The organism is Mycetocola sp. Y171 (genome assembly GCF_056713165.1).
In genome coordinates this window covers 1212979-1236801 of the sequence record NZ_JBWYGX010000001.1, presented here as the reverse complement: position 1 = coordinate 1236801, position 23823 = coordinate 1212979, and the positions used below count along the sequence as shown (strand labels likewise).

Annotated in this window: 27 protein-coding genes; 13 read left to right on the top strand and 14 right to left on the bottom strand. The window is 66.8% G+C overall.

All coding sequences use genetic code 11. From position 1 onward, the window contains the following. Positions 1-10: 10 nt before the first annotated feature. The 3 genes from AC1M2K_RS05915 to AC1M2K_RS05905 form a co-directional block, all read right to left on the bottom strand. Positions 11-724, bottom strand: a complete 714-nt coding sequence (locus AC1M2K_RS05915) for an META domain-containing protein (RefSeq protein ID WP_480240223.1) — start codon at positions 722-724, stop codon at positions 11-13. 92 nt (positions 725-816) lie between these two features. Beyond that, a complete protein-coding gene (locus AC1M2K_RS05910) occupies positions 817-1545 on the bottom strand; it encodes an SDR family NAD(P)-dependent oxidoreductase (RefSeq protein ID WP_480240222.1) in 729 nt (242 codons plus the stop codon). Between the two features lie 35 nt (positions 1546-1580). After that, on the bottom strand, positions 1581-2159 hold the full coding sequence (locus AC1M2K_RS05905; protein WP_480238945.1) for an HdeD family acid-resistance protein: 579 nt from the start codon (positions 2157-2159) through the stop codon (positions 1581-1583). A gap of 447 nt (positions 2160-2606) precedes the next feature. Between AC1M2K_RS05905 and AC1M2K_RS05900 the strand changes: the two genes are divergently transcribed. Next, entirely contained in the window at positions 2607-4169 is a 1563-nt protein-coding gene (locus AC1M2K_RS05900; RefSeq protein ID WP_480240221.1) for an HNH endonuclease signature motif containing protein, read from the top strand. Between the two features lie 180 nt (positions 4170-4349). On the opposite strand, the gene AC1M2K_RS05895 is transcribed toward AC1M2K_RS05900, so the two are convergent. Beyond that, positions 4350-4958, bottom strand: coding sequence for a hypothetical protein (locus AC1M2K_RS05895; protein WP_480238430.1), 609 nt, complete (start codon positions 4956-4958; stop codon positions 4350-4352). Between the two features lie 147 nt (positions 4959-5105). On the opposite strand from AC1M2K_RS05895, the gene AC1M2K_RS05890 reads away from it, so the two are divergent. Further along, positions 5106-5474: a TFIIB-type zinc ribbon-containing protein gene (locus AC1M2K_RS05890; protein ID WP_480240220.1), complete on the top strand. Its 369-nt coding sequence runs from the start codon at positions 5106-5108 to the stop codon at positions 5472-5474. Between the two features lie 20 nt (positions 5475-5494). On the opposite strand, the gene AC1M2K_RS05885 is transcribed toward AC1M2K_RS05890, so the two are convergent. Continuing rightward, on the bottom strand, positions 5495-5881 hold the full coding sequence (locus tag AC1M2K_RS05885) for a thioredoxin family protein (protein ID WP_480238428.1): 387 nt from the start codon (positions 5879-5881) through the stop codon (positions 5495-5497). Between the two features lie 107 nt (positions 5882-5988). On the opposite strand from AC1M2K_RS05885, the gene AC1M2K_RS05880 reads away from it, so the two are divergent. From AC1M2K_RS05880 to crcB, 3 genes are read left to right on the top strand one after another with little or no spacing between them, the layout of a single operon-like run. Next, positions 5989-6495: a universal stress protein gene (locus AC1M2K_RS05880; protein WP_480240219.1), complete on the top strand. Its 507-nt coding sequence runs from the start codon at positions 5989-5991 to the stop codon at positions 6493-6495. Further along, entirely contained in the window at positions 6492-6917 is a 426-nt protein-coding gene (locus AC1M2K_RS05875; protein ID WP_480238426.1) for a fluoride efflux transporter FluC, read from the top strand. Before AC1M2K_RS05880 ends, AC1M2K_RS05875 begins: the two co-directional genes overlap by 4 nt. Next, on the top strand, positions 6914-7288 hold the full coding sequence (gene crcB, locus AC1M2K_RS05870) for a fluoride efflux transporter CrcB (RefSeq protein WP_480240218.1): 375 nt from the start codon (positions 6914-6916) through the stop codon (positions 7286-7288). The genes AC1M2K_RS05875 and crcB overlap by 4 nt, the downstream gene beginning before the upstream one ends. 58 nt (positions 7289-7346) lie before the next feature. Here the strand turns inward: crcB and AC1M2K_RS05865 are convergent, their stop codons facing one another. Both AC1M2K_RS05865 and AC1M2K_RS05860 read right to left on the bottom strand, forming a co-directional pair. Next, positions 7347-7958, bottom strand: a complete 612-nt coding sequence (locus tag AC1M2K_RS05865; protein ID WP_480238424.1) for a DUF2238 domain-containing protein — start codon at positions 7956-7958, stop codon at positions 7347-7349. A 44-nt stretch (positions 7959-8002) separates the two neighbouring features. After that, positions 8003-10345 (bottom strand): transketolase-like TK C-terminal-containing protein, encoded by a 2343-nt coding sequence (locus AC1M2K_RS05860; RefSeq protein WP_480240217.1) that lies wholly within the window; start codon positions 10343-10345, stop codon positions 8003-8005. A gap of 148 nt (positions 10346-10493) precedes the next feature. Here AC1M2K_RS05860 and AC1M2K_RS05855 point away from each other — a divergent pair, with 148 nt between their 5' ends. After that, positions 10494-10961, top strand: a complete 468-nt coding sequence (locus tag AC1M2K_RS05855; protein ID WP_480240216.1) for an Lrp/AsnC family transcriptional regulator — start codon at positions 10494-10496, stop codon at positions 10959-10961. Positions 10962-10968: 7 nt separating this feature from the next. Here AC1M2K_RS05855 and AC1M2K_RS05850 read toward each other — a convergent pair whose 3' ends face one another. The 3 genes from AC1M2K_RS05850 to AC1M2K_RS05840 form a co-directional block, all read right to left on the bottom strand. Next, positions 10969-11787 (bottom strand): endonuclease/exonuclease/phosphatase family protein, encoded by an 819-nt coding sequence (locus tag AC1M2K_RS05850; RefSeq protein ID WP_480240215.1) that lies wholly within the window; start codon positions 11785-11787, stop codon positions 10969-10971. Positions 11788-11848: 61 nt separating this feature from the next. Continuing rightward, positions 11849-12418 (bottom strand): hypothetical protein, encoded by a 570-nt coding sequence (locus tag AC1M2K_RS05845; RefSeq protein WP_480240214.1) that lies wholly within the window; start codon positions 12416-12418, stop codon positions 11849-11851. 12 nt (positions 12419-12430) lie between these two features. Beyond that, positions 12431-13576 carry a zinc-dependent alcohol dehydrogenase gene (locus tag AC1M2K_RS05840; protein WP_480240213.1) on the bottom strand — a complete coding sequence of 382 codons (1146 nt, stop codon included), beginning with the start codon at positions 13574-13576 and terminating at the stop codon, positions 12431-12433. A 102-nt stretch (positions 13577-13678) separates the two neighbouring features. Here AC1M2K_RS05840 and AC1M2K_RS05835 point away from each other — a divergent pair, with 102 nt between their 5' ends. After that, positions 13679-14407, top strand: coding sequence for a DUF72 domain-containing protein (locus AC1M2K_RS05835; RefSeq protein ID WP_480240212.1), 729 nt, complete (start codon positions 13679-13681; stop codon positions 14405-14407). Between the two features lie 23 nt (positions 14408-14430). On the opposite strand, the gene AC1M2K_RS05830 is transcribed toward AC1M2K_RS05835, so the two are convergent. Continuing rightward, positions 14431-15054, bottom strand: a complete 624-nt coding sequence (locus AC1M2K_RS05830; protein WP_480240211.1) for a LysE family transporter — start codon at positions 15052-15054, stop codon at positions 14431-14433. A gap of 68 nt (positions 15055-15122) precedes the next feature. Here AC1M2K_RS05830 and AC1M2K_RS05825 point away from each other — a divergent pair, with 68 nt between their 5' ends. From AC1M2K_RS05825 to AC1M2K_RS05815, 3 genes are read left to right on the top strand one after another with little or no spacing between them, the layout of a single operon-like run. Beyond that, positions 15123-15551 carry an Lrp/AsnC family transcriptional regulator gene (locus AC1M2K_RS05825; protein ID WP_480240210.1) on the top strand — a complete coding sequence of 143 codons (429 nt, stop codon included), beginning with the start codon at positions 15123-15125 and terminating at the stop codon, positions 15549-15551. Between the two features lie 9 nt (positions 15552-15560). Continuing rightward, complete coding sequence (locus tag AC1M2K_RS05820; protein ID WP_480238417.1) at positions 15561-16022, top strand: hypothetical protein; 462 nt, start codon at positions 15561-15563, stop codon at positions 16020-16022. A gap of 3 nt (positions 16023-16025) precedes the next feature. Next, positions 16026-16559, top strand: coding sequence for a hypothetical protein (locus AC1M2K_RS05815; RefSeq protein ID WP_480240209.1), 534 nt, complete (start codon positions 16026-16028; stop codon positions 16557-16559). 202 nt (positions 16560-16761) lie between these two features. Here the strand turns inward: AC1M2K_RS05815 and AC1M2K_RS05810 are convergent, their stop codons facing one another. From AC1M2K_RS05810 to AC1M2K_RS05800, 3 genes are all read right to left on the bottom strand, one after another. Beyond that, positions 16762-19539: a hypothetical protein gene (locus tag AC1M2K_RS05810; RefSeq protein ID WP_480240208.1), complete on the bottom strand. Its 2778-nt coding sequence runs from the start codon at positions 19537-19539 to the stop codon at positions 16762-16764. Positions 19540-19697: 158 nt separating this feature from the next. Next, the gene (locus AC1M2K_RS05805; RefSeq protein ID WP_480240207.1) at positions 19698-20420 is read right to left on the bottom strand and encodes an ABC transporter ATP-binding protein; all 723 of its coding nucleotides are present in this window, start codon (positions 20418-20420) and stop codon (positions 19698-19700) included. Continuing rightward, a complete protein-coding gene (locus tag AC1M2K_RS05800; RefSeq protein WP_480240206.1) occupies positions 20417-21028 on the bottom strand; it encodes a PadR family transcriptional regulator in 612 nt (203 codons plus the stop codon). The genes AC1M2K_RS05805 and AC1M2K_RS05800 overlap by 4 nt, the downstream gene beginning before the upstream one ends. Before the next feature lie 515 nt (positions 21029-21543). Here AC1M2K_RS05800 and AC1M2K_RS05795 point away from each other — a divergent pair. From AC1M2K_RS05795 to AC1M2K_RS05785, 3 genes are all read left to right on the top strand, one after another. Beyond that, positions 21544-22203 carry a TOPRIM nucleotidyl transferase/hydrolase domain-containing protein gene (locus tag AC1M2K_RS05795; protein ID WP_480240205.1) on the top strand — a complete coding sequence of 220 codons (660 nt, stop codon included), beginning with the start codon at positions 21544-21546 and terminating at the stop codon, positions 22201-22203. A 38-nt stretch (positions 22204-22241) separates the two neighbouring features. Next, positions 22242-22517 carry a PNPOx family protein gene (locus tag AC1M2K_RS05790; RefSeq protein ID WP_480240204.1) on the top strand — a complete coding sequence of 92 codons (276 nt, stop codon included), beginning with the start codon at positions 22242-22244 and terminating at the stop codon, positions 22515-22517. 81 nt (positions 22518-22598) lie between these two features. Continuing rightward, a complete protein-coding gene (locus AC1M2K_RS05785; protein ID WP_480238414.1) occupies positions 22599-23822 on the top strand; it encodes an MFS transporter in 1224 nt (407 codons plus the stop codon). The last annotated feature ends 1 nt before the right edge of the window (position 23823 follow it).

Below are 23823 nucleotides of genomic sequence, written 5' to 3'. Positions count from 1 at the left end.
CAGCGCGCGTTCAGCGTCGGGCCCGTAACTGCCCGATCACCTCGCCGTCCTCGGAGTACAGGGACATCACACCGCCGATGACCCGGCCGAGCATAGCTTCTCCCAGCCAGGCGTCCACGCCCTCGCAGAACATCTCGGTCGAGACGGTCGCGGGAAAACGGATGCCGCCGTCGTCGGTGGCCTCCCACGGTCCGGTCAGGGTGTTGCAACCGTCGTTCCCCGAGAAGCTGCCCCGAGAGCTGAGGAAGAGGAAGGGCGCGCCCGCCGAGTCGTCCTCCACCCAGTAGCCGATCGGCCGAGTCTGGGGGCCGACGAACGGGTCTCTCGAGCGAACGAGCTCCGTGACCGCGGCGTCGCGCGAACCGTGGATGACGAGAATGTCTCCGCGGACCTCCACACGTTCCGCCTCCGTCACGGCGACGGGCAAATCGGCACCATCGCAAGCCAGTCGCGTCTGCGGCCCCGACGACACGGTTATCGTCCCGTCGTCCTCCAGAGCCCACTCGCCTGCCACTCGGTTGCAGCCGTCTGACCCGCTCCAGGACCGGTCCCTGACGAAGGAGATGAACGGCTGCTCCGGCGAATCGAACGTCTCCTCCAGCGACCAGGTGCCCACCAGCGACTCCGGCGTCGCGGACGACGTTCCGCCCAGTGCGCACCCGGAGATCATGACGGACAGGAGAGCAACGATCCCGGCCATCCTGAGGCACCGCTGACTCGACATGGCACCTCCCTCGCGCGTCCCATATCCATCATGAAACGGCTCGAAGCGGAAGGAAAGGGACCGGGTGCGGCAGCGGATGGGCGAACCGGGCCCTACAGACCGCCGGAAACCTTGAGGTTCGCGCCGGTCACATAGCTCGCCTCATCCGAGAGCAGCCACGCGACGGCGCCGGCGATCTCGTCGGCATCTCCTGCGCGACCGAGGGGGACGGTCGGCGCGACCTTTGCCGGACGGTCGGGGTCGCGGTGGAAGCCGGTCCACACCGTTCCTGGGGAGACGGCGTTCACCCGGATGCCCGGCGCCAGTTCCTTGGACAGTCCCACCGTGAGGGCGTCGACTCCGGCCTTCGCCGCCGCGTAGTGCACGTAGCTGCCCGGCCCGCCGAGGGTCGCGGCGACGGAGGAGATGTTCACGATCGCGCCGCCGCCTGAACGGATGAGGGTCTCTGCCGCGAACTTGCAGCAGACGACCACGCCGAAGAGGTTCACGTCGATGTCGCGCCGGATGGCGTCGAGGTCGTTGTCGACCAGAGCGCCGACGGCCGTCGCTGCGCCTGCATTGTTGACGACGCTCGACACGGTGCCGAAGGCCTCGGCCGCGGCGAAGAGTTCTCTGACGGATGCTTCGACGGTCGTGTCAGCCTGGACGCAGAGTGCGCGCCGGCCGAGCGAACGGATCTCGTCCGCTGTCGACTCGGCCGACGCGGTGTTCGTCTGATAGCTGAGGACGATGTCGTGTCCGGCCTGCGCAAGACGCAGGCTGATCGAACGACCGATGCCGCGGCCTCCGCCGGTCACCACGGCAACATTCGATCCAGTCACCCCGCGAGCCTACTCTCGCGGGGTGCGCCGTCGCGTCAGGCGGCTGCGGCTGCCCGGGCCTTGCGACCGAGCGTGATCGCCTGGAAGATCTGGACGATCCCGGCGATGATCAGCACGATGGCTGCGATCTTCAGCAGGAAGACCACGGCTGCGGTCGGGACGAAGAAGATCAGGATGCCTCCGGCGATGCTGATCAGCGCGTAGAGGATGCCCAGCCCGCGCGATGACCTGCTCGATGAATCCGCCAGGGTCGCGACTCCTTCGATGATCCACGCGATACCGATGATGTAGGCGAGGATCTCGACGCCGAAGCTCGGATTGATGAGGAGGTAGACGCCCGCGATGACGACGAGCAGTCCGAGGATGACGCTCAGGATGCGATTCCCGGCCGTCAGTCCGGGGATCGTGAAGCTGCGCACCACCCGGGCGATTCCGGCGATGAGGAAGTAGAGACCGAACAGCCACGCGACGATGAGAAGCGTTGCGTTCGCCCACACGAAGATGGCGATGCCGATGGCGACGGCGGCGAGCCCGGCGATTCCCAGGGCCCAGCGGATGCCGTTCAGTTGCGACTTACTGAACTGGCTCGGTTCGACAGTGAATGAGAAAGACATGGTGCCTCCTGTTCGTCTGGCGGGCATCTCCTGGGGGTGTCCATCTCCCGCTCTGCCTCCACTATGGAATCGAGCGTGGCGGAGAGCGCGGCGGTGACGCTGAACTGAGCCCCTCAGGCGCGGAACTCTCCCGGGATCTGCCTCTGGTGATCATGATCGCGGAGATCGTGGCCCGCTACCAGCCCTCTCGGCATAACCCGCCTAGTTCAGGTGATCGCACCCCGGTGATTGAGCCTGCCCGGTGATTGAGCCTGTCGAAATCCCCTTTCGCGCAACTCGAGTCCGCACGCCCGACCCGCTCCGTTACCCGGTGATCGAGTAGCGAGGAGCGAGCGCATCGAGGTCGCCTCCTCCACAGCCGACCGGTTTTCGGAAACTACCCACAACCAGCCCTTTCACCCCGGGAACTGTCGCGCCAATGTCGGTGGTGGCCGGGAGAATTGACGCATGGAAGAGCTCCACGACCCAACGGCTGAGGCGTACGACGATGATGGTTTCGTCGAGTCGCCGGTCAGTGGGTTGCGGGCGGAGTTGTGCAGTTCGATCGTCGACCAGGTCGCTGCCATGGAACGGAACCAGGCGAAACTCAAGGCGTGGCAGGTGGAGCTGATTGACGACGCCCGCCTGCTCTCCGAAGCGACCGAACGCGGGGTCCTCACCGTCGACACAACACTGTCCGCGACGCAGCGGCGGGAGATGGCGCGCCGGTCGTTGGTGGCGGAGTTGGCGTGTGCGTTACGGATGCCGGAGACCACGGTGATCCGGATGGTCACCGACAGTGAAGCGTTGATCCACCGGTTGCCTGGCACGATGGACGCGTTGCGGGCTGGGGAGATCTCCTACCGGCACGCCCAGGTGCTGATCGACCAGGCCAGCACCCTCCCTGCGGAGGCCACCCTGGTGCTGGAGGAGCAGGCGTTGCCGTTCGCCCGCACCCTGACCGTGTCGAAGTTCACGGTGAAAGCCCGGCAGGTGCGGGAACGTCTGGATCCGGAGTCGATCACCGCCCGGGTGACGAAATCGGCGACTGATCGCCGGTTGGAGTTCCAGCCCGCCCCGGACGGGATGGCGTGGCTGAACCTGTATACGACCGCACCACAACCAACATCGATCTACACTGCGGTCCGTGACCGGGCCGTGGTGTTGAAGAACCCGGCCGAACCGCGAACGCTGGCCCAGCTCACCGCCGACGTCTGCACCGATGCGCTCTCCGCGGCCTTGTCCGAAGACCTGCCGAACCGATTCACCACAACACAGCCCAATTCTGGCGGTGCTGGCGCTTCGACTTCGACCTCGACCTCTATTTCTACCTCGACTCCGACTCCGACTCCGAACGCGGCCGCGGGTTCCGCGTTCGGTGCCGACCCCGCCAGTGCGTTCCGTCGGATCCGTCCCACCGTCACGGTCACCGTCCCCGCGCTGACACTTCTCGGCCTCACCAACGAACCAGCCACCCTGGAGGGTTATGGGCCGATCGACCCGGACACCGCACGCTTGCTCGCGGGCCAGTCGAACACCTGGTTCCGGATGCTCACCGACCCGAAGTCCGGAGCACCACTCGCCCTGGATTCGACGACGTACCGGCCATCGAAATCTATGAAACGGTTCCTCGCCTACCGGGATGGAACCTGTCGGTTCCCCGGTTGCAACCGGGCGGCACGGCACTGCGACATCGACCACACCACCGCGTACGCGTTCGGTGGCCCGACCGAGTGCGAGAACCTGTCCCACCTCTGCCCGAAACACCACCGGCTGAAACACCAGACCACCTGGCACACCAGGCAGCTCGGCAGAGGCGTCCAGGAGTGGACCTCCCCCGGAGGCCACAGCTACATCACCCAGCCCGAGGTTCTGATCACCGTCCTAGACCCGCCGCCACACGCACCCACGCAGCCGCGGACCGCGCTGCCAACCCCGCAGCCGCCGAAGGCGCGGCTAGTCAGTCGACCCGACGTGCAGCCGCGGAACGCGCTGCCCCCGCCGAACCCAGACGATCAGCCACCGTTCTGACGCACAGCTGCACATCCGGAGCTCGCGGTCGACAAGAGGGCTGGATGAGTGTTTTCGGGGTGCCTCATTGTTTGAGCTGAGGAGAAAATTCTCATCCAGCCCGACACCCCAGCCCCGACACCCCGACCGCACCCCAGCCCAACACATCCTCCGCAGCTTCAGGCCCCAGCCCGAGACTCCTCAGTAGACAAACCGTAAAGCCAGGGCACACCCGATCGTCTGACCAGTGATCTCCGAGTAGTCGAGCACTTCCCCGGTCGACACTTCTTCCCGGGCATCGAACAGCTCAGTCGCCCTCCGTGCCACAAGGGATGTGTCCACAGTTCCGGTGATGTCCACCGCATTGATACTCAGGTTCATGCCGTACTCGTTCGTCGCCTGCCGGCTGACCCTGGTGATCACCGACAGGATCTCCTTGTCCATCCGCGCCTTGTGCGAAGCATCCATTCCGCGTGCAAGAACAAGTACTTGTGCGGGCTGCGCGAGGAGGGGGAGCAACCGGTGAAGGGTCCCGGACAGCTTCGACGCCAACTCCTTGCGGGCGGTCCGCTCAGACAGCGCCGCCGCATCGATCGACAGGACGACGCCGGTGGCCTGGTTCTTGCGCAGCGAGTCCACGCAGGCCGACACATCAGTGGCACGCACTGTGTCTACTCCATGCTGTGTAAGCCCATCGACGATCGCCGCGAACGTGGCGTCTTCGTCGCCGAGCACAAGGACGCGTGTCGCCGTTCCGGCGTAGCCCGTGCCGCCTGTCGAGGTGGCACGTTCAGGATGTCCCGTCGTCATGCGGCTCCAATCAGCCCGGTCGAGCAACCCGGTCGAGCATACACATCAGGACTGCAAAACCAAACGAACTGAGGATGGTTCTCTCAGGAACCGCAGGATGTCTGCTCATAGGATCGAATAGCTGGATTCAATCTCTGGAGGACCATCGTGAAGTGCCCCATCGACTCGGCAACGCTCGTGATGAGTGAGCGCAGCGGCGTGGAAATCGACTACTGCCCCGAATGCCGTGGCGTCTGGCTGGACCGCGGCGAACTCGACAAGATCATCGCCCGCGTCGAGTCCGAGCTTCCGGCCGCTCCTGCAGCCCCGCCCGCCCCCGCAGCTCCTGCAACCCCAGCCCCAGCAGCTGCTGACTGGGGAACTCGCGCCCCCCAGTACGGTGTGCCCGCCAACGACGCGTACCGCAATGGCGGCTACGACGAGCGCGAGCGCGGCTACGGAGACCGTGAACGCGGGTACGACGGATACCCGCGCAAGAAAAAGAAGGAAAGCTGGCTCAGCGACCTGTTCGACTGAGCCGTCTCATCAGGCTGCCGCTAGTTCGACGGAGCGGCCTGTTCGGCCGCTTCGGCCTCAGCGATCGACTTGCGAACCTCGTCCATGTCGAGACCCTTGACCGCAGTGATGACCTGGTCGAGCTGGGGCGGGTTCAGCGCGCCCGGCTGGGAGAAGACGAGGATCTGGTCGCGGAACACCATCAGGGTCGGAATCGACGTGATCCCGGCCGCCGCAGACAACTGCTGCTCGGCTTCGGTGTCGACCTTGCCGAACACGATGTCCGGGTGCGCTTCGGATGCCGACTGGAACGTCGGAGCAAACGCACGACATGGGCCGCACCAGGCTGCCCAGAAGTCGACGAACAGGATGTCGCTGTCTTCGACAGCGGAATTGAACGAGGTCGTTGTCAGATCGATGGTGGCCATGGCATCTGTAACACCGACCGGCTTCCACGGATTCCTCATTTCTGAAACACTGCTGTCATCGCAGAATTGCGATGCGGCGGAGGTGGACCCGCAGAGATGGGGAGTTCATGCCTGATCCGAACGTGATCATCGTGGGAGTCGTACAGCGCCAGCCGGCGTATGTCCTTCAGCAGGCGGCCGAGTTCGCCTTGAAGTTCGACGCCATGCTGGTCTGCGCTTCGGTCGACCCGAGTCGCTACCTCGTCGAACGGTTCTCCGACGGCCGGTTCACGTCAATGCCGGTCGACCCGGAGATCCAGGACCTGCGTGTGGAGAGATTCGACGAGGCACTGCGGAACAAGATCGCCGCGATCCTCGAGCCGACCGGAGTGCGCTGGAGCGTGCGCCCACTCGTCGGTGACCCGAGCCACGAGCTGATCGCCCTCGCCGACCGGGTGGATGCCGTGATGATCGTCGTCGGCACACGGTCCCCCGGATTCCGCGGCTCGATCCAGGAGTTCTTCAACGGCTCGGTGGCCGCGCATCTCGCCCACCGGCAGCACCGGCCGGTCGTCGTCGTGCCGCACGCGTCGACGTCGCCCGCGTCACCGCTGCCCTGGGAGCGCACCGAGTGAGCTCGGTGCACCTGCGACCGTCGTTCATCGCGCTCGTGATCATCGGCGGCGCCCTCGGAACGGCCGCTCGGGAAGCCGTCACCCTTGCGGTTCCGCCGATCGGCTCCCTCCCCGTTGCCATCTTCGCGATCAACGTTCTCGGCTCCTTCGCGCTCGGCCTCCTCCTCGAAGGCCTGGTCCGGAACGGCGAAGACACCGGGCGCAGGCAGCGCCTCCGCCTCTTCGCGGGGACCGGATTCCTCGGCGGCTTCACCACGTACAGCGCACTCGCGACCGACACGGACCTTCTGTTCAGGGCAGGTGACGTGGGCACCGGCATCCTCTACGCCGTGGGCTCTCTTCTCCTCGGCCTTGTCGCCGCCTGGGCGGGCATCGCCATCGCCGCGTGGCGCCACCGAGACAGCACGGCGGCCGGCGCATGACGCCGCTGCTGTTCATCGCGCTGGCGCTCGCCGGTGGGCTCGGCGCCGGAGCCAGGTTCGTCCTCGACGGGCTGATCCGATCGCGGGCGACGTCGGCGTATCCGCTGGGAACGTTCACCATCAACATCACCGGCTCGTTCCTCCTCGGACTGGTCACCGCCCTGGCACTCTCAGCGGTGCTTCCGCCTGAGCTCCAGCTCATCCTCGGCAGTGGATTCCTCGGCGGCTACACGACCTTCAGCACGGCCAGTGTCGAGTCGGTGCGGCTCGTGCAGCAGCGCCGCTACGGTGTCGCGCTCGCCAGTAGTGTCGGGATGCTCGTCGCTGCCGTCCTGGCCAGCTCGGCCGGGTTCCTGCTCGGCGGGCTCTGAGCCCACAGCCCCGAGCCCAGCCCCGAGGCCAGCGCCTTGAGCGACGACTGTCGCGGCGTCAGGCGTGTTCGTTCCGCAGCGTCTGCTGCGCTGGAACATACCGACTCTCGTCGAGGAGGGAACGGCCGAACAGTCCAGCGCAGAGTGCGCCAAGGCCGCCGGCGGCGAAGTCCGCGATCGTGTCGTCGTAGCCGACGAAGATGGATTCGTCGATGTAGGTGTGTCCCACCCACTCCGCCAGTTCCCACAACACACCTGCGGCGAGTCCGAACGCCGTGGTCAGGGCAACGATCGCCCCGAGCGGGACGGGGGTCTTCGTCGGATCAGGCACGATGTCGAGGCGCACCGCAAGGATGTAGCAAACGGCGGCGGTGAGGCCGTTCAGGAAGAAGTGCACGACGAAATCGAGGTACTCGATCGCATCGTACAACTCGAGCAACGCACTCCATGCGGCGATGAGCACAATGACGCAAAAGGCGATGTCGAGCCCGGGCCGGATTCCGAGGAAGCGCGGCACGACCAGCCCGACGAGCGCGAGGGCGAACACGGCGACGTCGACCCACGGCCAGCCGATCAGCGCGACCACGATGCAGACGGCACCGACCAGTCGAAGGCCGTCGGCGATCACCTCTGCGGCCCCGCGGGGGACCCGCAGAAAGGTCTGGATCATCCCCCCAGAATATCCACTGGGGGCTCGTCCGACAGGGGTTGCGCTCAGGCGATGACGTCGAGTGTGGCCCGCACGATGCTGTCGACGTCGATCCCGTGATAGCGGTAGACATCCTCGACATCGCCCGCCTGCCCGAACCTGCTCACCCCGAGGTTTCGGCTCTTCACCTGGTTGACGCCGGCGAGGAACGCGAGGGTGTGCGGATGCCCATCGAGCACGGTGACGAGAGGAACGGCCCGGTCTCGTGGCAGGATCTGGTCCAGGATCCAGCTTGGTGCTGAGTCCTGTCCGTTGCGGCCCTGGACCGCCTCGAAGAGGAGACCGGGGCTGGTCACACAGATGACATCGACGGGGGAACCCTGCGCCTCGAGCCGATCGGCTGCCGCCAGGGCATCCGTCACCATGGCCCCCATCGTGACGATCGTCGCGACCGGCTTCTCGACCGAACGGAGGGTGTACCCGCCGGCGACGACCTGTCGGCGGCGGCGTTCACGCGCGGCGGGGTCGCTGGGCACCTGCGCCAACTGCTGGTCGACCGGCTTCGTCGACAGACGGAGGTAGGCCGAGGTGCCGCCCTCGCGACCCAGCTGGGCCATGGCGGCGAGGAGCGTCCACTCGACGTCGATCGCGAATGCCGGTTCGTAGCTCGTGCACCCCGGCTGCTCCAGGCCGATCGACGGCGTCTTGATCGACTGGTGCGCTCCGCCCTCAGGGGCGAGGGTGACCCCTGACGGAGTGCCGACAAGGATGGACTGCCCGCCCGCGTAGATCCCGTACGACCACGGCTCCAGGGCACGCTCGACGAATGGATCGTACAGAACCCCGATCGGGAACAGTGGCTGCCCCCATCTGCTCCACGTCGCACCGAGTTCACCGAGCAGGCAGACGAGGTTGACCTCGGCGATACCCAGTTCGATGTGCTGCCCGGTGGGCTTCTCGCGCCAGTGCATGATCGTCTCGGCGTCGTCGCTGAACCAGTCCTGACGTTCCTCCGTCGACCACACCCCCACCTTGTTGAGCCAGCCGGCCAGATTCGTGCTCGAACTCACGTCAGGGCTCACCGTCACCACGCGGCGAGCCGCGTCAGGCGCCGCCCTGGTGAGGTCGAGCAGCGCACGGCCGAGGGCCGCCTGGGTGGTCGCCGTCCCCGATGGCGTCCTGCCGAACTCGGTGGGAACGGCCGGCGGTGCGACAGCGAACTCGTCCTCGCGCCTCAGGGCATCGGCCGTCGACGTGCACAGCCGGCCGGCGGCGCTGTCTGCGTCGAAACGTGACCAGGGAGCATCCGGATTCTCGTCCATTCCCGCCGCGAGCTCGCGGTATTGCTCCATGGTGAGGAGAGAGGAGTGATTCTGCGGGTGACCCTCCGTCGGAAGTCCGTGGCCCTTCACCGTGTAGGCGATGATCACCGTCGGTTTGCTGTCGTCGATCTGTGCATACGCCTCGCGGAGGGCGCCGAGGTCGTGTCCGCCCAGGTTCCTGATGGCGGAGACGAGGGTGGTGTCGTCGACGGTGGCGATCACGCTTGCGATCGCGGCACTCTCCTCGCCGGCACCGGGGAGCCGGGTCCGAAGCTCACGTGCCGTGCAGCGCAGGAGGCGCTGGTACTCGGGATTGGACATGTCGACGATGCGGCGACGGAGAGCGTCTCCGCCGTCCAGTGCGAAGAGGTTCTCGAGCAGACGCCCGAAGCGCACCGTGAGGACCTGCCAGCCCGCGGCCGCGAACAACGCTTCGATCTTTCCTGCGGCGATGTTCGGCACGACCCGGTCGAGGGATTGCCTGTTGAGGTCGACGATCCACACGATCTCGCCGAGGTCGGCGACGCTGGAGTCGAGCACGGCCTCCCAGATCGCACCCTCGTCGAGTTCGGCGTCGCCGACGAGCGAGTACTGCCTGCCACGACTGGGAACCCCGCTGACCGTCTCGGTGTACCGGCGCGAGATGGCGCCCCAGATCGGAGCGGTCGCGCCGATGCCGACGGACCCGGTCGAGTAGTCGACCTCGTCCGGGTCTTTGGCGCGGCTCGGGTAGCTCTGCAGGCCGCCGAACTCACGGAGCGTCGTCAGGTACTTCTCATCGAGCTTGCCGAGCAGGTAGTTGATGCTGTGCAGTACCGGAGACGCGTGCGGTTTGACCGAGACCCGGTCTTCCGCGCGGAGTTGGCCGAACCAGAGCGAGGTCATGATCGACACGATGGAGGCGCTCGACGCCTGGTGTCCGCCCACCTTAATCCCGGAGGGCGTCACGCGCACCCGGTTGGCATGGTGGATCATCGAGGTGGCCAGCCAGAGCACGCGCTTCTCGACAGTGGCAAGCGTGTCGAGCTCGACGTCTCCGTACGGCGATGCGTCCAGCGTCCTGCGGTCTTCGAGAAGTGTGTCCATGATGATGTCCCGGCTGTTCGGAAAAGCGCTGCGGTGCGCATTTCTGCCCTAGAGTCGACCATGAGACATCCTGTCGCGCAAGATAGGTCACTCGAAATGCGCAGAACGTCCATCCCTCTTTCCCATATCCCCAGCCGAGGTGAGCACAATGAGCACGAAGCGAACCGCAGACGCGATCGACACCCTTCTCCTGAACGCCCTGATCGCGGATCCGGATGCCACGAACGTCGCGATCGCCGAAACGACCGGCCTCGCCAGGAACACCGTGCGCGCCAGGCTCGCGCGGTACGCGCAGGAGGGCACGCTCCGCTCGTTCGACCGGAGGATCGACCCGGCGTTCCTCGGCTATCCGCTCCGCGCCTACGTGGTGACGAAGGTCACCCAGCGCAAGCTGGCCGCCGTCGGAGAGGCCCTCGGCGCGATCCCGGAAGTACTCGAAGTGCACGGGCTCACCGGCGTCACCGACCTCCTCATCCACGTCGTCGCCCGTGATGCCGACGATCTCTACCGGATCGCCGGACGCATCCTCGGGATCGACGGCGTCAAACGCACCGCGACCGGCTTCGCCATGCAGGAACTCGTGGGCTACCGGATCGGGCAGCTGAACAAGCAATAGGCGCGCGTCAGAACCGGATGCGCGCCTGCACCGGTTCGTGATCGGATGCCGCTGCGCCGTCGAAGCGCACCGCGTTGATGGCGATCGACTCCACGGTCACCGACTCGGTGACGAGGAGCCAGTCGATGCGCCTCCCGCCCTCCTTGGGTGCCCGATAGCCGGAGTACGTGGCCCACGCTGGCGTCAGTCGCTTGCGAGCGACCGACCAGGCATCCAGGAGGAAGCCTGGTTCGGTCAGGGCGCGATACGGCACCGATCGCACGCCGGAGTTCATGTCGCCCATGACGATCGCCGGGGTGCTGAGGCCTTCGACGAGGTCGCTGAGCATCGCGGCAGAGCGTGCCCGAGAGGTGCGGGAGAGGTGGTCGAAGTGGGTGTTGAAGACGGAGAACTGGATCCCGGTGGCTGTGTCGGTGAAGTCGGCGACGACCACGATGCGCGGGAGCATGTTTCCCCACGATCGCGACCCGGCGATGCGGGGGCTGTCTGACAGGGAGAGCTGCCTCCAGTCACGCAGAATCACCCTGGTGCTGTCGTAGAAGACCGAGCACTCCTCGCCCTCGCCGTCGGCGTTCCTCCCGCGGCCGATGCGCCGGTAGGCGGCCCCGAGGGCCTGCGAGACGAAGTCGACCTGCTCGGGGAGTCCCTCCTGGATGCCGAGGATGGCCGGCCGCTCGAGCTGGAGGAGCTTCTTCAGAAGCGGTCGCCTGCGGGCCCACTGGTCGGGGCTGCGGCGCGGGACGCGAGCCATCCGACGCCGGATGTTGTAGGTCATCACATGCAGCTCCGGTGCGGCGACCGGGCCGATCATGGCGGCATCCGTCATCTGCCCAGCGTAGGGCGTGAGCGTGCCCACACCCGCGCGCACTCTGTTCACCGCGCCGTCGTCATCGACGCCGGGCCACCGCTCTCACCGTGAGGACCACCGCTGCCGCCGCTGCGATCCACGGGCCCGCGACGAGGATCGGATCCATCCACTGGTGCTTGAGGTCTGCCCGGTTCTTGCCTACTCGTGACGAGTAGCCGTGCCTGGTGAGTTCGCTCAGGATGCCGGTCTCGGTGATCGGATTATCTGGCCGCAGGCTCGCGAAGGAACGAATGTGGCTCTCCACGGCGTCGACGCGGTCCGACCCCAGGAGTATGAGCCAGTGCGCGGCTTGTCCCTCACTGTACTTTCGGTAGGCATACCTGCGCATGACGCCGGAGAGACCCTTCGTCGGCACGGATGTTCCGAAGACGGGGGTGAGGAACTTGTGCTCGATGGAGCGCTCACGCGGTACCTTCTCGGGCTGACGATCCGGGAAGTCCCAGTGCGCGCCACTGGCGGAGGGATCGAAACGCTCCCTCGGCACGGCGGGCCGGTCGATGGGGTCGAGGTCCGCACCCCAGCCGGGGATTCGAGCGCGCAGCTCATCGTTCGACTCCCGGCGCTGGGGTGCATCTGAGGTGTACGGCATCGCTCTTCCGATCTAGGCGTGGGGGACGATGAGCGGCTTGATGCAGTCATCGAGTTTGGCGGAGAAGATGTGGTAGCCCTCAGCGATGTGCTCGAGGGGGATGCGGTGGGTCACGATGTCACTTGGCTTGATGTAGCCGTTTCGAATGTGCTCGAACAGTCGCGGCCACTGCCGTTTGACCGGGCACTGATTCATCCGGAGCGTGAGGCCCTTGTTCACGGCATCACCGAACTTCACCGCACTGAACAGGGGGCCGTATGCGCCCATCACCGAGATCGTGCCGCCTTTCCGCACGGAGTCGATCGCCCAGTTGAGAGCGACAGGAGATCCGGCCTGCAGCTTGAGCTTCGCCGAGGTGATGTGCTGGGTGAGGTGGCCGTCCGCCTCAGCACCGACGGCGTCGATGGCGACATCCGCACCGAGAAAATCCGTCGTCTTCTTCATCGTGACGACGATGTCGTCGTACTGGGTGAAGTTGAGCGTTTCCGCCTGGGCGAACGAGCGCGCCTTCTCGAGCCGGTACTCGAGGTGGTCGATGACGATGACCCTGCCCGCTCCCATCAGCCATGCCGATTTGGCCGCGAACAATCCGACCGGCCCAGCGCCGAAGACTGCCACCGTGTCGCCTTCCGAGATATCGCCGAGCTGGGCGCCGAAGTACCCGGTCGCGAGAGCGTCCGTGCAGAGCAGCGCGTCTTCGTCGTCCATCCAGTCAGGAATCAGCGCAGGGCCGACGTCTGCGAACGGAACGCGAACGTACTCGGCCTGGCCGCCGTCGTATCCGCCCGCCGTGTGTGAGTAGCCGTAGATGCCCCCGACCGCCGTCGCGTTCGGGTTGACGTTGTGACAGTTGGAGTACAGCCCCCTGGCGCAGAAGTAGCAGGAGCCGCAGTAGACATTGAACGGGACCATGACCCTGTCGCCGGGCTTGAGGTTCTGAACCGACGACCCCACCGACTCGACGACGCCGATGAATTCATGCCCGAACGTGTGGCCGACGCGGGTGTCAGGCAAGAGGCCGTGGTACAGGTGAAGATCGGACCCGCAGATCGCGGCAAGCGTCACCCGGACGATCGCATCGTTGGGATGTTCGATGCGAGGAACGTCCTTCTCGTCGATCCGGACCTTGTACGGCCCTCGGTACACCATTGCCCGCATGGATCCCCCTGTCGGTTGCGTCGGAACGGCTAGCGTCGCTCCGTCGGCGTGATCAGACAAGGGGGTTGTGGCCCGTCACGGCGCCACTTATACGGTGGGCGGATGAGTCGCGTCTGGATCGGAACGTCAGGGTGGAGTTATGACCATTGGAACGGCGTGCTGTACCCAGAGGGTCTCGCGCCGCGGGACCGGCTCGCCTACTACGTCCAGCGCTTCGACACCGTCGAACTGAACGCGAGTTTCTACCGCTGGCCGCGGGAATCATCCTTCGCGAGCTGGCGGAAGCGTCTGCCGCACGGGTTCCGCCTGACGGTGAAGGCGCCGCGCGGCCTCACCCACGCGAAGAAGCTCTACGCGCCCGAGGTATGGATCGACAGGATCGCCCGGTGCTGGCACGAACTCGGCGACAAGCGCGCCGTTCTGCTGGTGCAGCTTCCGCCCGGAATGGCCAGGGATGACGCACGGCTCGGCTACTTCCTGGAGCGGATGCCTGAGTGGATCCCTGTCGCCGTCGAGTTCAGGCATGAGAGCTGGAACACCGAGGACGTGTTCCGCCTGCTCGAGGCGCATGGCGCCGCCTATTGCGTGATGAGTGGCGCCAATCTTCCCTGCATCCTCCGGGCGACAGCGGGGTTCGCCTACGTCAGGATGCACGGCCCTGACCACGACCACCTCTACGGCGGCTCGTACTCGGACGACGATCTGAGGTGGTGGGCCGATCGCATCACCGAGTGGAGGAACAGCGGGACGGATGTCTACGTCTACTTCAACAACGACGGCGGCGGCAATGCCGTGCGGAATGCCGAGACGCTGAGGACAATGGTGGCCTGACGCTCAGCCGGCCTTCCCATGCGTCAGGCTCCGGCGAGAACGACAACGACGAGCGTCGAGAGGCCCATGGCGAGAACGACGGCGGAGCCGCCGACGCTCAGGGCGCGCTGCCCTGTGCCGGTCAGGCGGCCCCCGAGGACCGCGCCGACGCCGACGAGGCCGAGCTGCCACAGCCCGGAGGCGACAGCGACCCCGACGACGAACGCCGCGAGACTCCCATCCGGTCGAAGCGAAGCGTTCAGGGCCGCGGTGAGCGCGGCGAAGTACAGGAGTGTCGCCGGGTTGATGGCTGTGAGCCCCGCGAAACGAGTGAAAACCCCTCCGACCGACGGGGCGACGGGTGTATCCGACGCGCTCGGTGCCGCGATTCCAGATTTCCGCAGGCCGGCAGCGCCGAGCGCGACGAGAACGAGCCCGGCGATGATCGTCGGGGCTGCGCCGAGCGACTCGATCCACGGGGCGGCGACGGCGCCGACCGTCACGGCGAGCACACAGTAGGCCGTATCGACGAGGGCGACCGCGACGGCGCCCGCTGCTGCGACCCGAAAGCCGGCACCCACGCCTTCCTTGACCAGAAGCACGCCGATCGCGCCCATCGGCATCGCGACGCCGAGGCCGGCCAGCGCACCGACGAGAAAGAGGGACATGCGTCCAGTGTCGCGCTGACCCGCAGATCGAGCTGTGCATCCTGCCGCTGACCAGATATATTCGCGGTATGGACACCGTCGACAGTGAAATTCTCGGTCATCTCCGGAGAAACGGCAGGATATCTTTCAGCACCCTCGGCGGTCTCGTGGGCCTGAGCACGAATGCGGCTGCGGCCCGGGTGCGGAAGCTCGAGAAGGCGGGGGTGATCCTCGGCTATCGGGCAGTCCTCGCCGGGGACGTGCCGGTCGGCGCTGCCGGACTGGAAGCGTTCATCGATGTTCGCCTCCGCGCGGACGGCGACTCGGATGCCTTCCTCGCCTCCGTCGAGAACCTGCCCCAGGTGCGTGACGCCGTGCACGTGACCGGTCCGTACGACTACCTCCTCCACGTCGTCGTCGATGACACCGGTCGCCTCGACGCACTGCTCCGGCACCTGAAGACGGATGCGGGAGCCGCCCAGACCCAGACGCGCCTGGCGTTGCGAGCGCCCAGCTAGGCTGGCGGCATGAGCCGATTCGGACCCCTCGAAGCCCGGGGTGACTCCCTCGTTCTCGGCGACGCTGGCGGTCATCACGCCGAACTGACAGCATCCGCACTCGTACTCCGCGAGTACCAGGAACAAGCGGTTTCGCTCGATTGGTCTCGGATCGACGACGTGTCTCTGTCGGTTCCCGAGACACGCTTCCGGCTGCCGGGACTCGCGACGACGATCGGGTTGGGTATTCTCGGCACGCTCCTCGTGTCCTGGGACATCGGCAGCGACATCGAAGACGGCACGCTTCGCGTCTCGATCCGTGGTGCGGATCCCGTCGTGATGCCGATCACCCGCCACCACGTGGGCGGATACTGGACGACAAGCGTGCGGGCGGCGTCCGCTCTGCTGGTCCGCCTGGTAAGCGACCCGGCATCCCGTCCGCTCCTCGACGACCCTGAGCGGGTCGTGAGACTGCTTGCATCGGGACGATGACGGATGCCTCCCGCTGACGGCGACCGAGTCGTGGCCGAGATCCGCACCCTTCTCGACGATGCTGTCGAACGGCTGACGGAGGCCGGTGCGCGGGATGAGGCGCTCGCCGAGTACGTGCCAGAGCGGCGAGTGCTCGGGGTGCCCAGGAAGCCGGTGCTGCGGTCCGCGGGCAGGGTCTGGCGGCTCGGAGTGTTCCTGCTTGCGCCCGACGGCACGCTCTACGAGACCGGCCTGGCGACGCGTGCCCTGGAGCCGGGGCGTCCCGCGTACCAGTCGGCGTCTGCGGAGCAGCGGCGGGAGTACCGGGCCGCGGCGACCCGCGGACGTTTCCCGCACGGGGAGACCGTCAACTTCGATGCGGTCGAGGTCGTGCTCGACTCTGACCACCTGCGCTCTGCGGCCGGTCGTCTCTTTCTCTCCGGCGATCGGGCCCGCGTGCGCTGGAACGCCTCTGCAGGAGATGCGGATGCCATCGACCTCGACTGCTACCTCGCCGACCGGGTCGAGCTGCTCGCGGAGCCACCCGCGGGGGCGTAGCGGTGGCTGTCCCGAAGTTCGGAGATTCGCGCCGATTCGGGCGTGAGCGGGCCGTTGAGGTGGGTTTCTACGCAAGATTTTCCGCCGTTGGGGACGGTACGGAGGCCGAACGCTGGGTTTCGGGAGGGAAAACCGGGGGTCCGACGCCCATACGTCGATTGACCAACGGTCTTTCCTCCCGAAACGAAGGCGAGCCGCTGCGCTAGCCGACCGACATCCGGTGCGCGAGTGTCGTCGGACGGGAGGCCACGAGCCAGCTTCCCGCCGCGATCACCAGTGGCATCCCCACCACGAGAAGGCCGAGGGCCGGCCACGGCGGGAGGAACGCCCACATGCCGCTGGTGTCCATCAGCGAGATCGCGTAGGTCGTGAGCAGCCCGGCGAGCGTGCCGGCCACTGCACCGACTCCCACGATGATGATCGCCTGCCAGAACGCGAAGTTGCGTCGGAGCAGCCGGGTGGCGCCGACCGCCGTGAGGGTGGCGTCATCCTGCCTGCCGTCTGCCCGTGCCAGCCCGATCGCGACGGCGCTTGCACCGAGGAACAGGATGCCGCAGAGCCCGAGTGCACCGAGAATCCAGACGATCGAATCGTCCTGTGGCCCCTTTTCGTAATAAGGCCACGCACCCAACGACTCGAGCGATGCCGTCGCCGCATCGAGTTGCTCCTGCCCTGGCGGCGTCGTGAGCGAGGCGAGGATGAATGCCGGCGCCGTGTCGATCTCGAGTCTCTCCGCCGTCTCCGGCGAGATGACCACTCCGAACTGGAGCCGGACGACGGGTTCGTCGACGACGGCAGGCAGGGACTCGGATGCCAGGGTCCTCGAGCTCGCGACGGCGATCTGGGCGCCGTCGTGCAAGTTCATGGACTCCTTCGACCACCAGGAGATGGTCAGTTCGTCGTCGGCCACGTAATCCGGCCAGAGCGCCACCGCGCCGCCCGACGTGAGCGCCTCCGTCGCGGCCGCGCTCGGCTTCTTGCCGAGAAGCAACGCGAGCTCGTCCACATCCGCCACGATGATCGGACTGTTGCCAATACTGAAGAGGTAGTAGTTGTCTGCGGCGCAACGCCAGTCGGATTCGAGAGCCTGCATTGCGGGGAGATAGCCGGGCGAAGAGGCGGGGTCATCGAAGACCTCGGGGTCGTAGTCCGCCGATTCAGGGTTCGACGGGCAGATGTTCTCGACGGGGATGGACGGCCATGGGGTGGCCTCGGCGGTCACCCCTCCGTCAGGGCCCCACACCATTCGTGCGGTGGAGATGACGGCGGACGTGTCGACATCGACCGCGGTCGAGAGCGCGGCGGTCAGGTCCGGGGTGTCGGCCGTCGGTTTACCCTCTTCGTCCTGCGGGATCCAGATCTGAACGGCACCCGGGGCGACCATGTGCGAGTAGTGCAACTCATTCGACCGCTGCCCGGACACCGCCACGTTGATGGCGATGACTCCGATGAATGCCGTCACCATGATGGCCGCGAACGCGGGCACGGCACGGGACGGATGCGCCGCGCTGTCGCGTGCTCCGAGTCGAGCCCCCAGACCCGCCCGGCGGGGCACGACGCGGGCGATCGCCCGCAGAACGAGCGCGCCGCACATGATGATGCCGACCTGCGCGAGAATGGGTCCCGCCACGAGCGCAGCGAGAGCGCACCAGAAGAACACGCCCGGCTCCCACGCGGGGCCACCGGTGAGGATGCGGAGCGCCACCGCTCCGGCCAGGGTCAGCGACGCACCGGCGATCATCAGAACGACGCCGATCGTCGGCGACTTGCGGTTGGGCGGAGCGGGCTTTCGGCTCCCGCGGAGTGCGGCCAGCACGTCGAACTTCGTCGCGGCGCGCGCCGGCGCGATCGCCGAGAGAAGCCCGACCACCGCGGCGAGCACAACGATGACGAGCATGGCCAGTGGATTGAGGTGGAATCCCCAGAACTGAGTGGCGCTGCCATTGTCGGCAGCGGCCATGAAAATGGCGCCAGCGGGGATGCCGATGGCCACGCCGATGAGCCCACCGATCAGTCCGAGCACCAGGCCCTGGGCCGTCACGATCCGGTACAGGATGCGATGACCACCGCCGACGCTCGCCACGGTCGCGAGAGAGCGCTGTTGCTTGCGAGCGCCGACCGCGAATGCGGCCCCGGCCAGCAGGATGATCTCGAACACGGCGAACGCTGCGGCCAGGAACAGGAGGACGCCGTACTGCAGCCAGAACGATCCCTGGGTGGCGAAGTCGATCGTCGTCGCATCGTCGAGCACGGCCCGGGAGAGCGCCGTGACGCCCTGGGCATTGAGCCGGCTGAGTTCGGAGCGATCGACAACCGTGTCCGGGAGGTACCAGGTCGTGCTGAAGGTGTCGGCGTCCGATCCGGGCCATGCGCTGGCCGAAAAGTAGAGGCTCTCGAAGTCGTCGGGAAACATGGCGTCATCGATGACGCCCGAGACGACCACCGTTGCCCTCTTGGGTTCGAGCACGACAACCTCGGATCCGACGCGCGCACCCAGGCGCTCGAGCGCCGATGCCGTGACCAGGATCTCGTTCGCCTCGTCGGGCGCAGCGCCCTCGACGATCTTGAACCGGCCGGTGAATGCGTCGTCCCACACGGGGCCGACAACAGCGGCGAGCTGTCCCTTGCCGCCCGCGGTTTCGGTCCTCACCGAGGACTCCGACAGCTCGAGCATCTCGGTGTCGGCGGGGAAGAGGTCCCGGGGGTCGACCGGAACGGCATCCGGATCCTCGTTGGCCGGGCGCCCGGTGTCATCGGTGCCGTAGGTGACATTCCACGGGTCGTACGGGTTCTGCACGAGGGTCGGATCTGGCGCGTAAACGGCGAGAAGCTTCGCTTCGTTCCGCCCGAGTTCGGCGGAGATGCGTTCGGCCGGGGTGGGGAAGGTGCTCTCGCCGACGAGCGCTGCGGCAGAGAAACCCGCGACGGGCAGGGCCACCATCGTCACGACGACCGCACTCGTGCCGAGCGTGCGACCCACCGAACGACGGGCGATTCGCAGGGCGATCCTCCAGTCCGAAAGGCTGCGCTTCAGCCGATTCTGTTCGACGACGGACTCACCCCGCCGATAACGCGGCGCCCGTTTCCGGATGCGCGACTCCTGCTGTTCGGTGTGTGCGCCGTTCCCCCCGCGCCGACTCATCGATCGGCGGAGGCGGTCAGCAGCGAATCGACGGACACCGCAGTCGACTGGTCGACGATCCGGCCGTCACGGAGGAAGATGATGCGGTCCGCCCAGGCCGCGTGGCGCGCTTCGTGGGTCACGAGGATGCCGCCGGCGCCGGCATCCACCCGGCGGCGCAGCATCCGCAGAACCACGTCACTGGTCTCACTGTCGAGGGCGCCGGTCGGTTCGTCGGCCAGGATGAGCTTTCGCGGGCCGACCACGGCGCGGGCGATGGCGACGCGCTGTTGCTGGCCGCCCGAGAGGTCGTCCGGGTAGTGCGAGGCGCGGTCGCTCAGCCCGACACTCGCGAGCGCCTCGTCGGCGGCCGCGTTGGCCTTGCGGGTCTTCCAGCCGTCGAGCTCGAGTGGAAGGGTGACGTTTTCGCGCGCGGTCAGGGTCGGGATGAGGTTGAAATCCTGGAAGACGTAGCCCAGCGTTCGCCGACGGAGCCTGGCGAGGTCGGCTGGCTTCGCCTCGCTGAGCCAGGTTCCCTCGACGATCACCTCACCGGTAGTAGGGGTGCTGAGTCCGCCCGCAACGGCGAGCAGGGTGGACTTCCCGGACCCGGACGCTCCCATGACGGCCACGAGTTCACCCTCCGAGACCACCAGGTCGATTCCCGACAGCGCCGTGACGGCGGTCGCGCCCTTGCCGTATTGCTGGGAGATCCCGTTGAGTCGAAGCAGCTCGGTCACTGGGTGGCTCCGCTCGTCGATTCGGTGCGGCTGGGGCGTCCTCGGCGGGGCAGCTCCGAGACATCCTGCAGGGTCATGGTGTGATCGGCGTGACGGCGCAGCTTCGACTCGACGTGATCAAGCCAGCGCACCTCGGCCTCGGCCTGGAAGATCAGGGAGTCGATGACCAGCTGCCAGGCGAGCTCCTCCGGGCCGTCGGCGTCGCCCCCGGCGTACTTGCTCCTGGTCAGCGCCTGCAGGGAGGCGAGCGAGGCGCGGCGCTGGACCTGGACGACGGATGTGACGTCGACACCAGGAAGCGTCGCCGCGATCGCGAGTTTCACGGCGAGTTCGTCGCGGGACACCTGTCCGCGCTCGACCGGTGTGCCGAGCCAGCTGCGGACCTCGGCCTTCCCCTCCGCCGTGATGACGTAGTACTGGTGTCCCTCGCCATCCGCCTCACCCTTGATCACGAGTCCGTCGCGTTCGAGGCGCTCGAGAGTGGAGTAGGTCTGGCCGACGTTCAACGGCCAGGTCGAGCCGGTGCGCCGGTCAAACTCGGCCCGAAGCTGGTAGCCGTAGCAGGGCCCCTGGTCGAGAATCGCCAGCAGGCTTTGTCGAACGCTCATCGTTACCCCTCTGACAGTTATTGCGTACCGCGTACTGTCTCGCAAAGTATATGCATTCGGAGAAACTAATTACAAGAAGGGCGGGCGGCGGGCGGTAGCTGTCCCGAACTTCGGAGATTCTCGCCGATTCTCGCGTGAGCGGGTCGTGAGTGGGGTTTTTCGCAAGATTTTGCGCAGTTGGGGACGGCATGGAGTCCGAACGCTGGGTTTCGGGAGGAAAATCCGGGGGTCGGACGCCCATACGTCGATTGACCAACGGTATTTCCGCCCGAAACGCAGCCGCGCAAGGCGGGTCGCACGGTGAGGAGGAGATTGCACGATGCTGAGGGTGCTTTCGCGGCATTGCTCCTGTAAACCGTGTGATCTCCTGCTCAGCGCGTCGGCATCCTGGCGCCGATCGGCACGAGACAAGGAGATCGGCACGAGTCAAGACTCGCGCGCCATTGGGTCCTTGTGTCGGGTCCCTTTCCTTGTGCCGTGCTGACGGAACACCGCTGACGCGACACAATGAGGCCATGGACGAGATGGTGCGGTTCCGCCACGCTGTCGCCACCTGGGCGACCGGCGAAGCGGGGGTGCCCGCGCCTACCGAGGTCACGGCGCTCGCCGGCTCCGTCGCAACGGCCGTTCTCGTCGAAGGCGACAGCGACCGGGTCGCACTCGAGGCACTCGCCGAGATCCGCGGCATCGACCTCGAGGACGAACACGTCGCCGTCATCCCGCTCGGCGGCGCCATGAACATCCGTAACTACGTCTCCCTCCTCGGTCCGCCAGGACTCGGCCTCGACCTCGCCGGGCTCTGCGACATCGGCGAGGAAGGGTTCTTCCGCCGCGGCCTCGAGCATGCAGGTCTCGGCGCGAACCTCACCAGGGACGACATGGAGGCTCTCGGGTTCTACGTCTGCAGCGCGGACCTCGAGGACGAGCTCATCCGGACCCTGGGAACGACGAACGTCGAGAACACGATGGATGCCCAGGGCGACCTCAGGGCGTTCCGAATCTTCCAGAACCAGCCAGCGCAGCGCGGCCGTGCCGTCGACGCCCAGCAGCGACGCTTCCTCGGCTCGATCGGCGGCAGGAAGAGCCGGTATGCGCGTGCCCTGGTGGAGGCGCTCGGCAACGAGCGGGCGCCTCGACCACTCGAGCACCTGCTCGACTTCATCGCCACGCCCTGACCTCGCCGGTGTGGATCGCCAGCGACTCAGACGGACCCTTGGCGACGACGCCGAAGAAGAGTGGCAAGGTCCGCCGCCTTCGCCACGACGACCGGATCGAGCTCCGCCCCTGCAACAGGATGGGTCGGGTCGGCGACGACGCGCAGCCCACGGCGGCGACGGCGACCATTCTCGACGACGACGCGAGCCGCGGTACCCTCACCAGAGTCTTCTCGCGAAAGTACGGCCTCGAGTACCGCGTGTTCCTCTTCATCGAGCGCCTGAGCCGGTCCGGACGCCAGGACCGGGTGATGCTGAGGCTCACGTTCGCCTGAGGCGTCGAATAGGCTGAACCGACAGCGCGCCGCACGCCGGAGTCGGCTCCGCACCTTTCCCCCACCAGACCCTGAACGGCGATGCCTGTGTCCACGACCACGACCGAGAAGACCACGGCTCCTGCCTTCCCGTGGATCGGCCTGCTCACCCTCGCCGGAGCGATCTTCGTCTCGGTGACGAGCGAGTTCCTGCCCACCGGCCTCCTGCCGGACATGGCCGAAGAACTTGGCGTGAGCCTGTCGACAGCAGGCCTCCTCGTGACGGTCTTCGCCGGCACCGTCGTCATCGCGACCACTCCGCTGGCGGCGCTGACCCGCAAGTACTCGCGCAAAGGCCTCGTGGTCGTCGTCCTCGGCGTGATCGCGCTCGCGAACATCCTCGCCGCGATCGCCCCCACCTACGAGATCCTCGTCGGTGCCCGCGTCCTGGGTGGCCTGGCGCACGGCCTGTTCTGGGCGGTGGTCGCCGCGTACTCCGCCCACCTCGTCCCGAAGCACCAGCTGGGGAAGGCCGTTGCCATCACCTCAGGAGGGGCATCGGCCGCCTTCGTCCTCGGCGTCCCGGTCGGCACGGCGCTCGGCCACGCGCTGGGGTGGCGGGCGGCGTTCGCGATCATCGCCGTGATCGTCGTCCTGCTCGCCTTCGCGGTCGTGAAATTCCTTCCACCGGTGAACCACCACGTCGTGCTGAAGACCGGTGAGATCGCGATTCCGCTCTACAAGGACCGCAGCATCCGCGGCGTCGTCCTCCTCTGCATCGTCATCGTGATCCTCATCACCGGCCAGAACACCTTCTACACGTACATCGCGCCGTGGCTCGTCGACGTCGCCGGGTTCCCAGACACCTCGGTGGCCTTCCTCCTCTTCCTGTTCGGCGGAGCGGGAGTCATCGGCCTCGTTCTGGCCGGGTACGCGTCCGACCGGTTCCCGAAGCGCGGCTTCGCCCTGGCCATCGCCGGCATGATGCTGGCGATCGCCGTTCTCGCCGTGTGGTCGGCGAACTCGGTCGTCGTGGTCATCGCCTTCGTCCTCTGGGGCGTCGCGTTCGGCGGTGTGCCAGCGATGCTGCAGACACGGATGCTGCACACCGCCTCGTTCAGGACGAGGGACGTCGCCGCGGCCCTGCAGACGACCGCGTTCAATGTCGGCATCGGCGGTGGTGCGCTGCTCGGTGGCATCCTCCTCGACCGCACGGGAATCCACTCCCTGCCCGCAGCCCAGATCGCGTTCCTCGGGATCGGTCTCGCCCTCATGATCGGCACGGACGCGTTACGGTCCGCACGTGCCAGACGACTCCAGCACTGAC

Excerpts from the sequence above, each read along its gene's own strand:
- AC1M2K_RS05915 (WP_480240223.1), bottom strand. The coding sequence starts at position 724 with ATGTCGAGTCAGCGGTGCCTCAGGATGGCCGGGATCGTTGCTCTCCTG.
- AC1M2K_RS05905 (WP_480238945.1), bottom strand. The coding sequence starts at position 2,159 with ATGTCTTTCTCATTCACTGTCGAACCGAGCCAGTTCAGTAAGTCGCAA.
- AC1M2K_RS05900 (WP_480240221.1), top strand. The coding sequence starts at position 2,607 with ATGGAAGAGCTCCACGACCCAACGGCTGAGGCGTACGACGATGATGGT.
- AC1M2K_RS05895 (WP_480238430.1), bottom strand. The coding sequence starts at position 4,958 with ATGACGACGGGACATCCTGAACGTGCCACCTCGACAGGCGGCACGGGC.
- AC1M2K_RS05885 (WP_480238428.1), bottom strand. The coding sequence starts at position 5,881 with ATGGCCACCATCGATCTGACAACGACCTCGTTCAATTCCGCTGTCGAA.
- AC1M2K_RS05880 (WP_480240219.1), top strand. The coding sequence starts at position 5,989 with ATGCCTGATCCGAACGTGATCATCGTGGGAGTCGTACAGCGCCAGCCG.
- crcB (WP_480240218.1), top strand. The coding sequence starts at position 6,914 with ATGACGCCGCTGCTGTTCATCGCGCTGGCGCTCGCCGGTGGGCTCGGC.
- AC1M2K_RS05865 (WP_480238424.1), bottom strand. The coding sequence starts at position 7,958 with ATGATCCAGACCTTTCTGCGGGTCCCCCGCGGGGCCGCAGAGGTGATC.
- AC1M2K_RS05860 (WP_480240217.1), bottom strand. The coding sequence starts at position 10,345 with ATGGACACACTTCTCGAAGACCGCAGGACGCTGGACGCATCGCCGTAC.
- AC1M2K_RS05855 (WP_480240216.1), top strand. The coding sequence starts at position 10,494 with ATGAGCACGAAGCGAACCGCAGACGCGATCGACACCCTTCTCCTGAAC.
- AC1M2K_RS05850 (WP_480240215.1), bottom strand. The coding sequence starts at position 11,787 with ATGACGGATGCCGCCATGATCGGCCCGGTCGCCGCACCGGAGCTGCAT.
- AC1M2K_RS05845 (WP_480240214.1), bottom strand. The coding sequence starts at position 12,418 with ATGCCGTACACCTCAGATGCACCCCAGCGCCGGGAGTCGAACGATGAG.
- AC1M2K_RS05840 (WP_480240213.1), bottom strand. The coding sequence starts at position 13,576 with ATGCGGGCAATGGTGTACCGAGGGCCGTACAAGGTCCGGATCGACGAG.
- AC1M2K_RS05835 (WP_480240212.1), top strand. The coding sequence starts at position 13,679 with ATGAGTCGCGTCTGGATCGGAACGTCAGGGTGGAGTTATGACCATTGG.
- AC1M2K_RS05830 (WP_480240211.1), bottom strand. The coding sequence starts at position 15,054 with ATGTCCCTCTTTCTCGTCGGTGCGCTGGCCGGCCTCGGCGTCGCGATG.
- AC1M2K_RS05825 (WP_480240210.1), top strand. The coding sequence starts at position 15,123 with ATGGACACCGTCGACAGTGAAATTCTCGGTCATCTCCGGAGAAACGGC.
- AC1M2K_RS05820 (WP_480238417.1), top strand. The coding sequence starts at position 15,561 with ATGAGCCGATTCGGACCCCTCGAAGCCCGGGGTGACTCCCTCGTTCTC.
- AC1M2K_RS05815 (WP_480240209.1), top strand. The coding sequence starts at position 16,026 with ATGCCTCCCGCTGACGGCGACCGAGTCGTGGCCGAGATCCGCACCCTT.
- AC1M2K_RS05800 (WP_480240206.1), bottom strand. The coding sequence starts at position 21,028 with ATGAGCGTTCGACAAAGCCTGCTGGCGATTCTCGACCAGGGGCCCTGC.
- AC1M2K_RS05795 (WP_480240205.1), top strand. The coding sequence starts at position 21,544 with ATGGACGAGATGGTGCGGTTCCGCCACGCTGTCGCCACCTGGGCGACC.
- AC1M2K_RS05785 (WP_480238414.1), top strand. The coding sequence starts at position 22,599 with ATGCCTGTGTCCACGACCACGACCGAGAAGACCACGGCTCCTGCCTTC.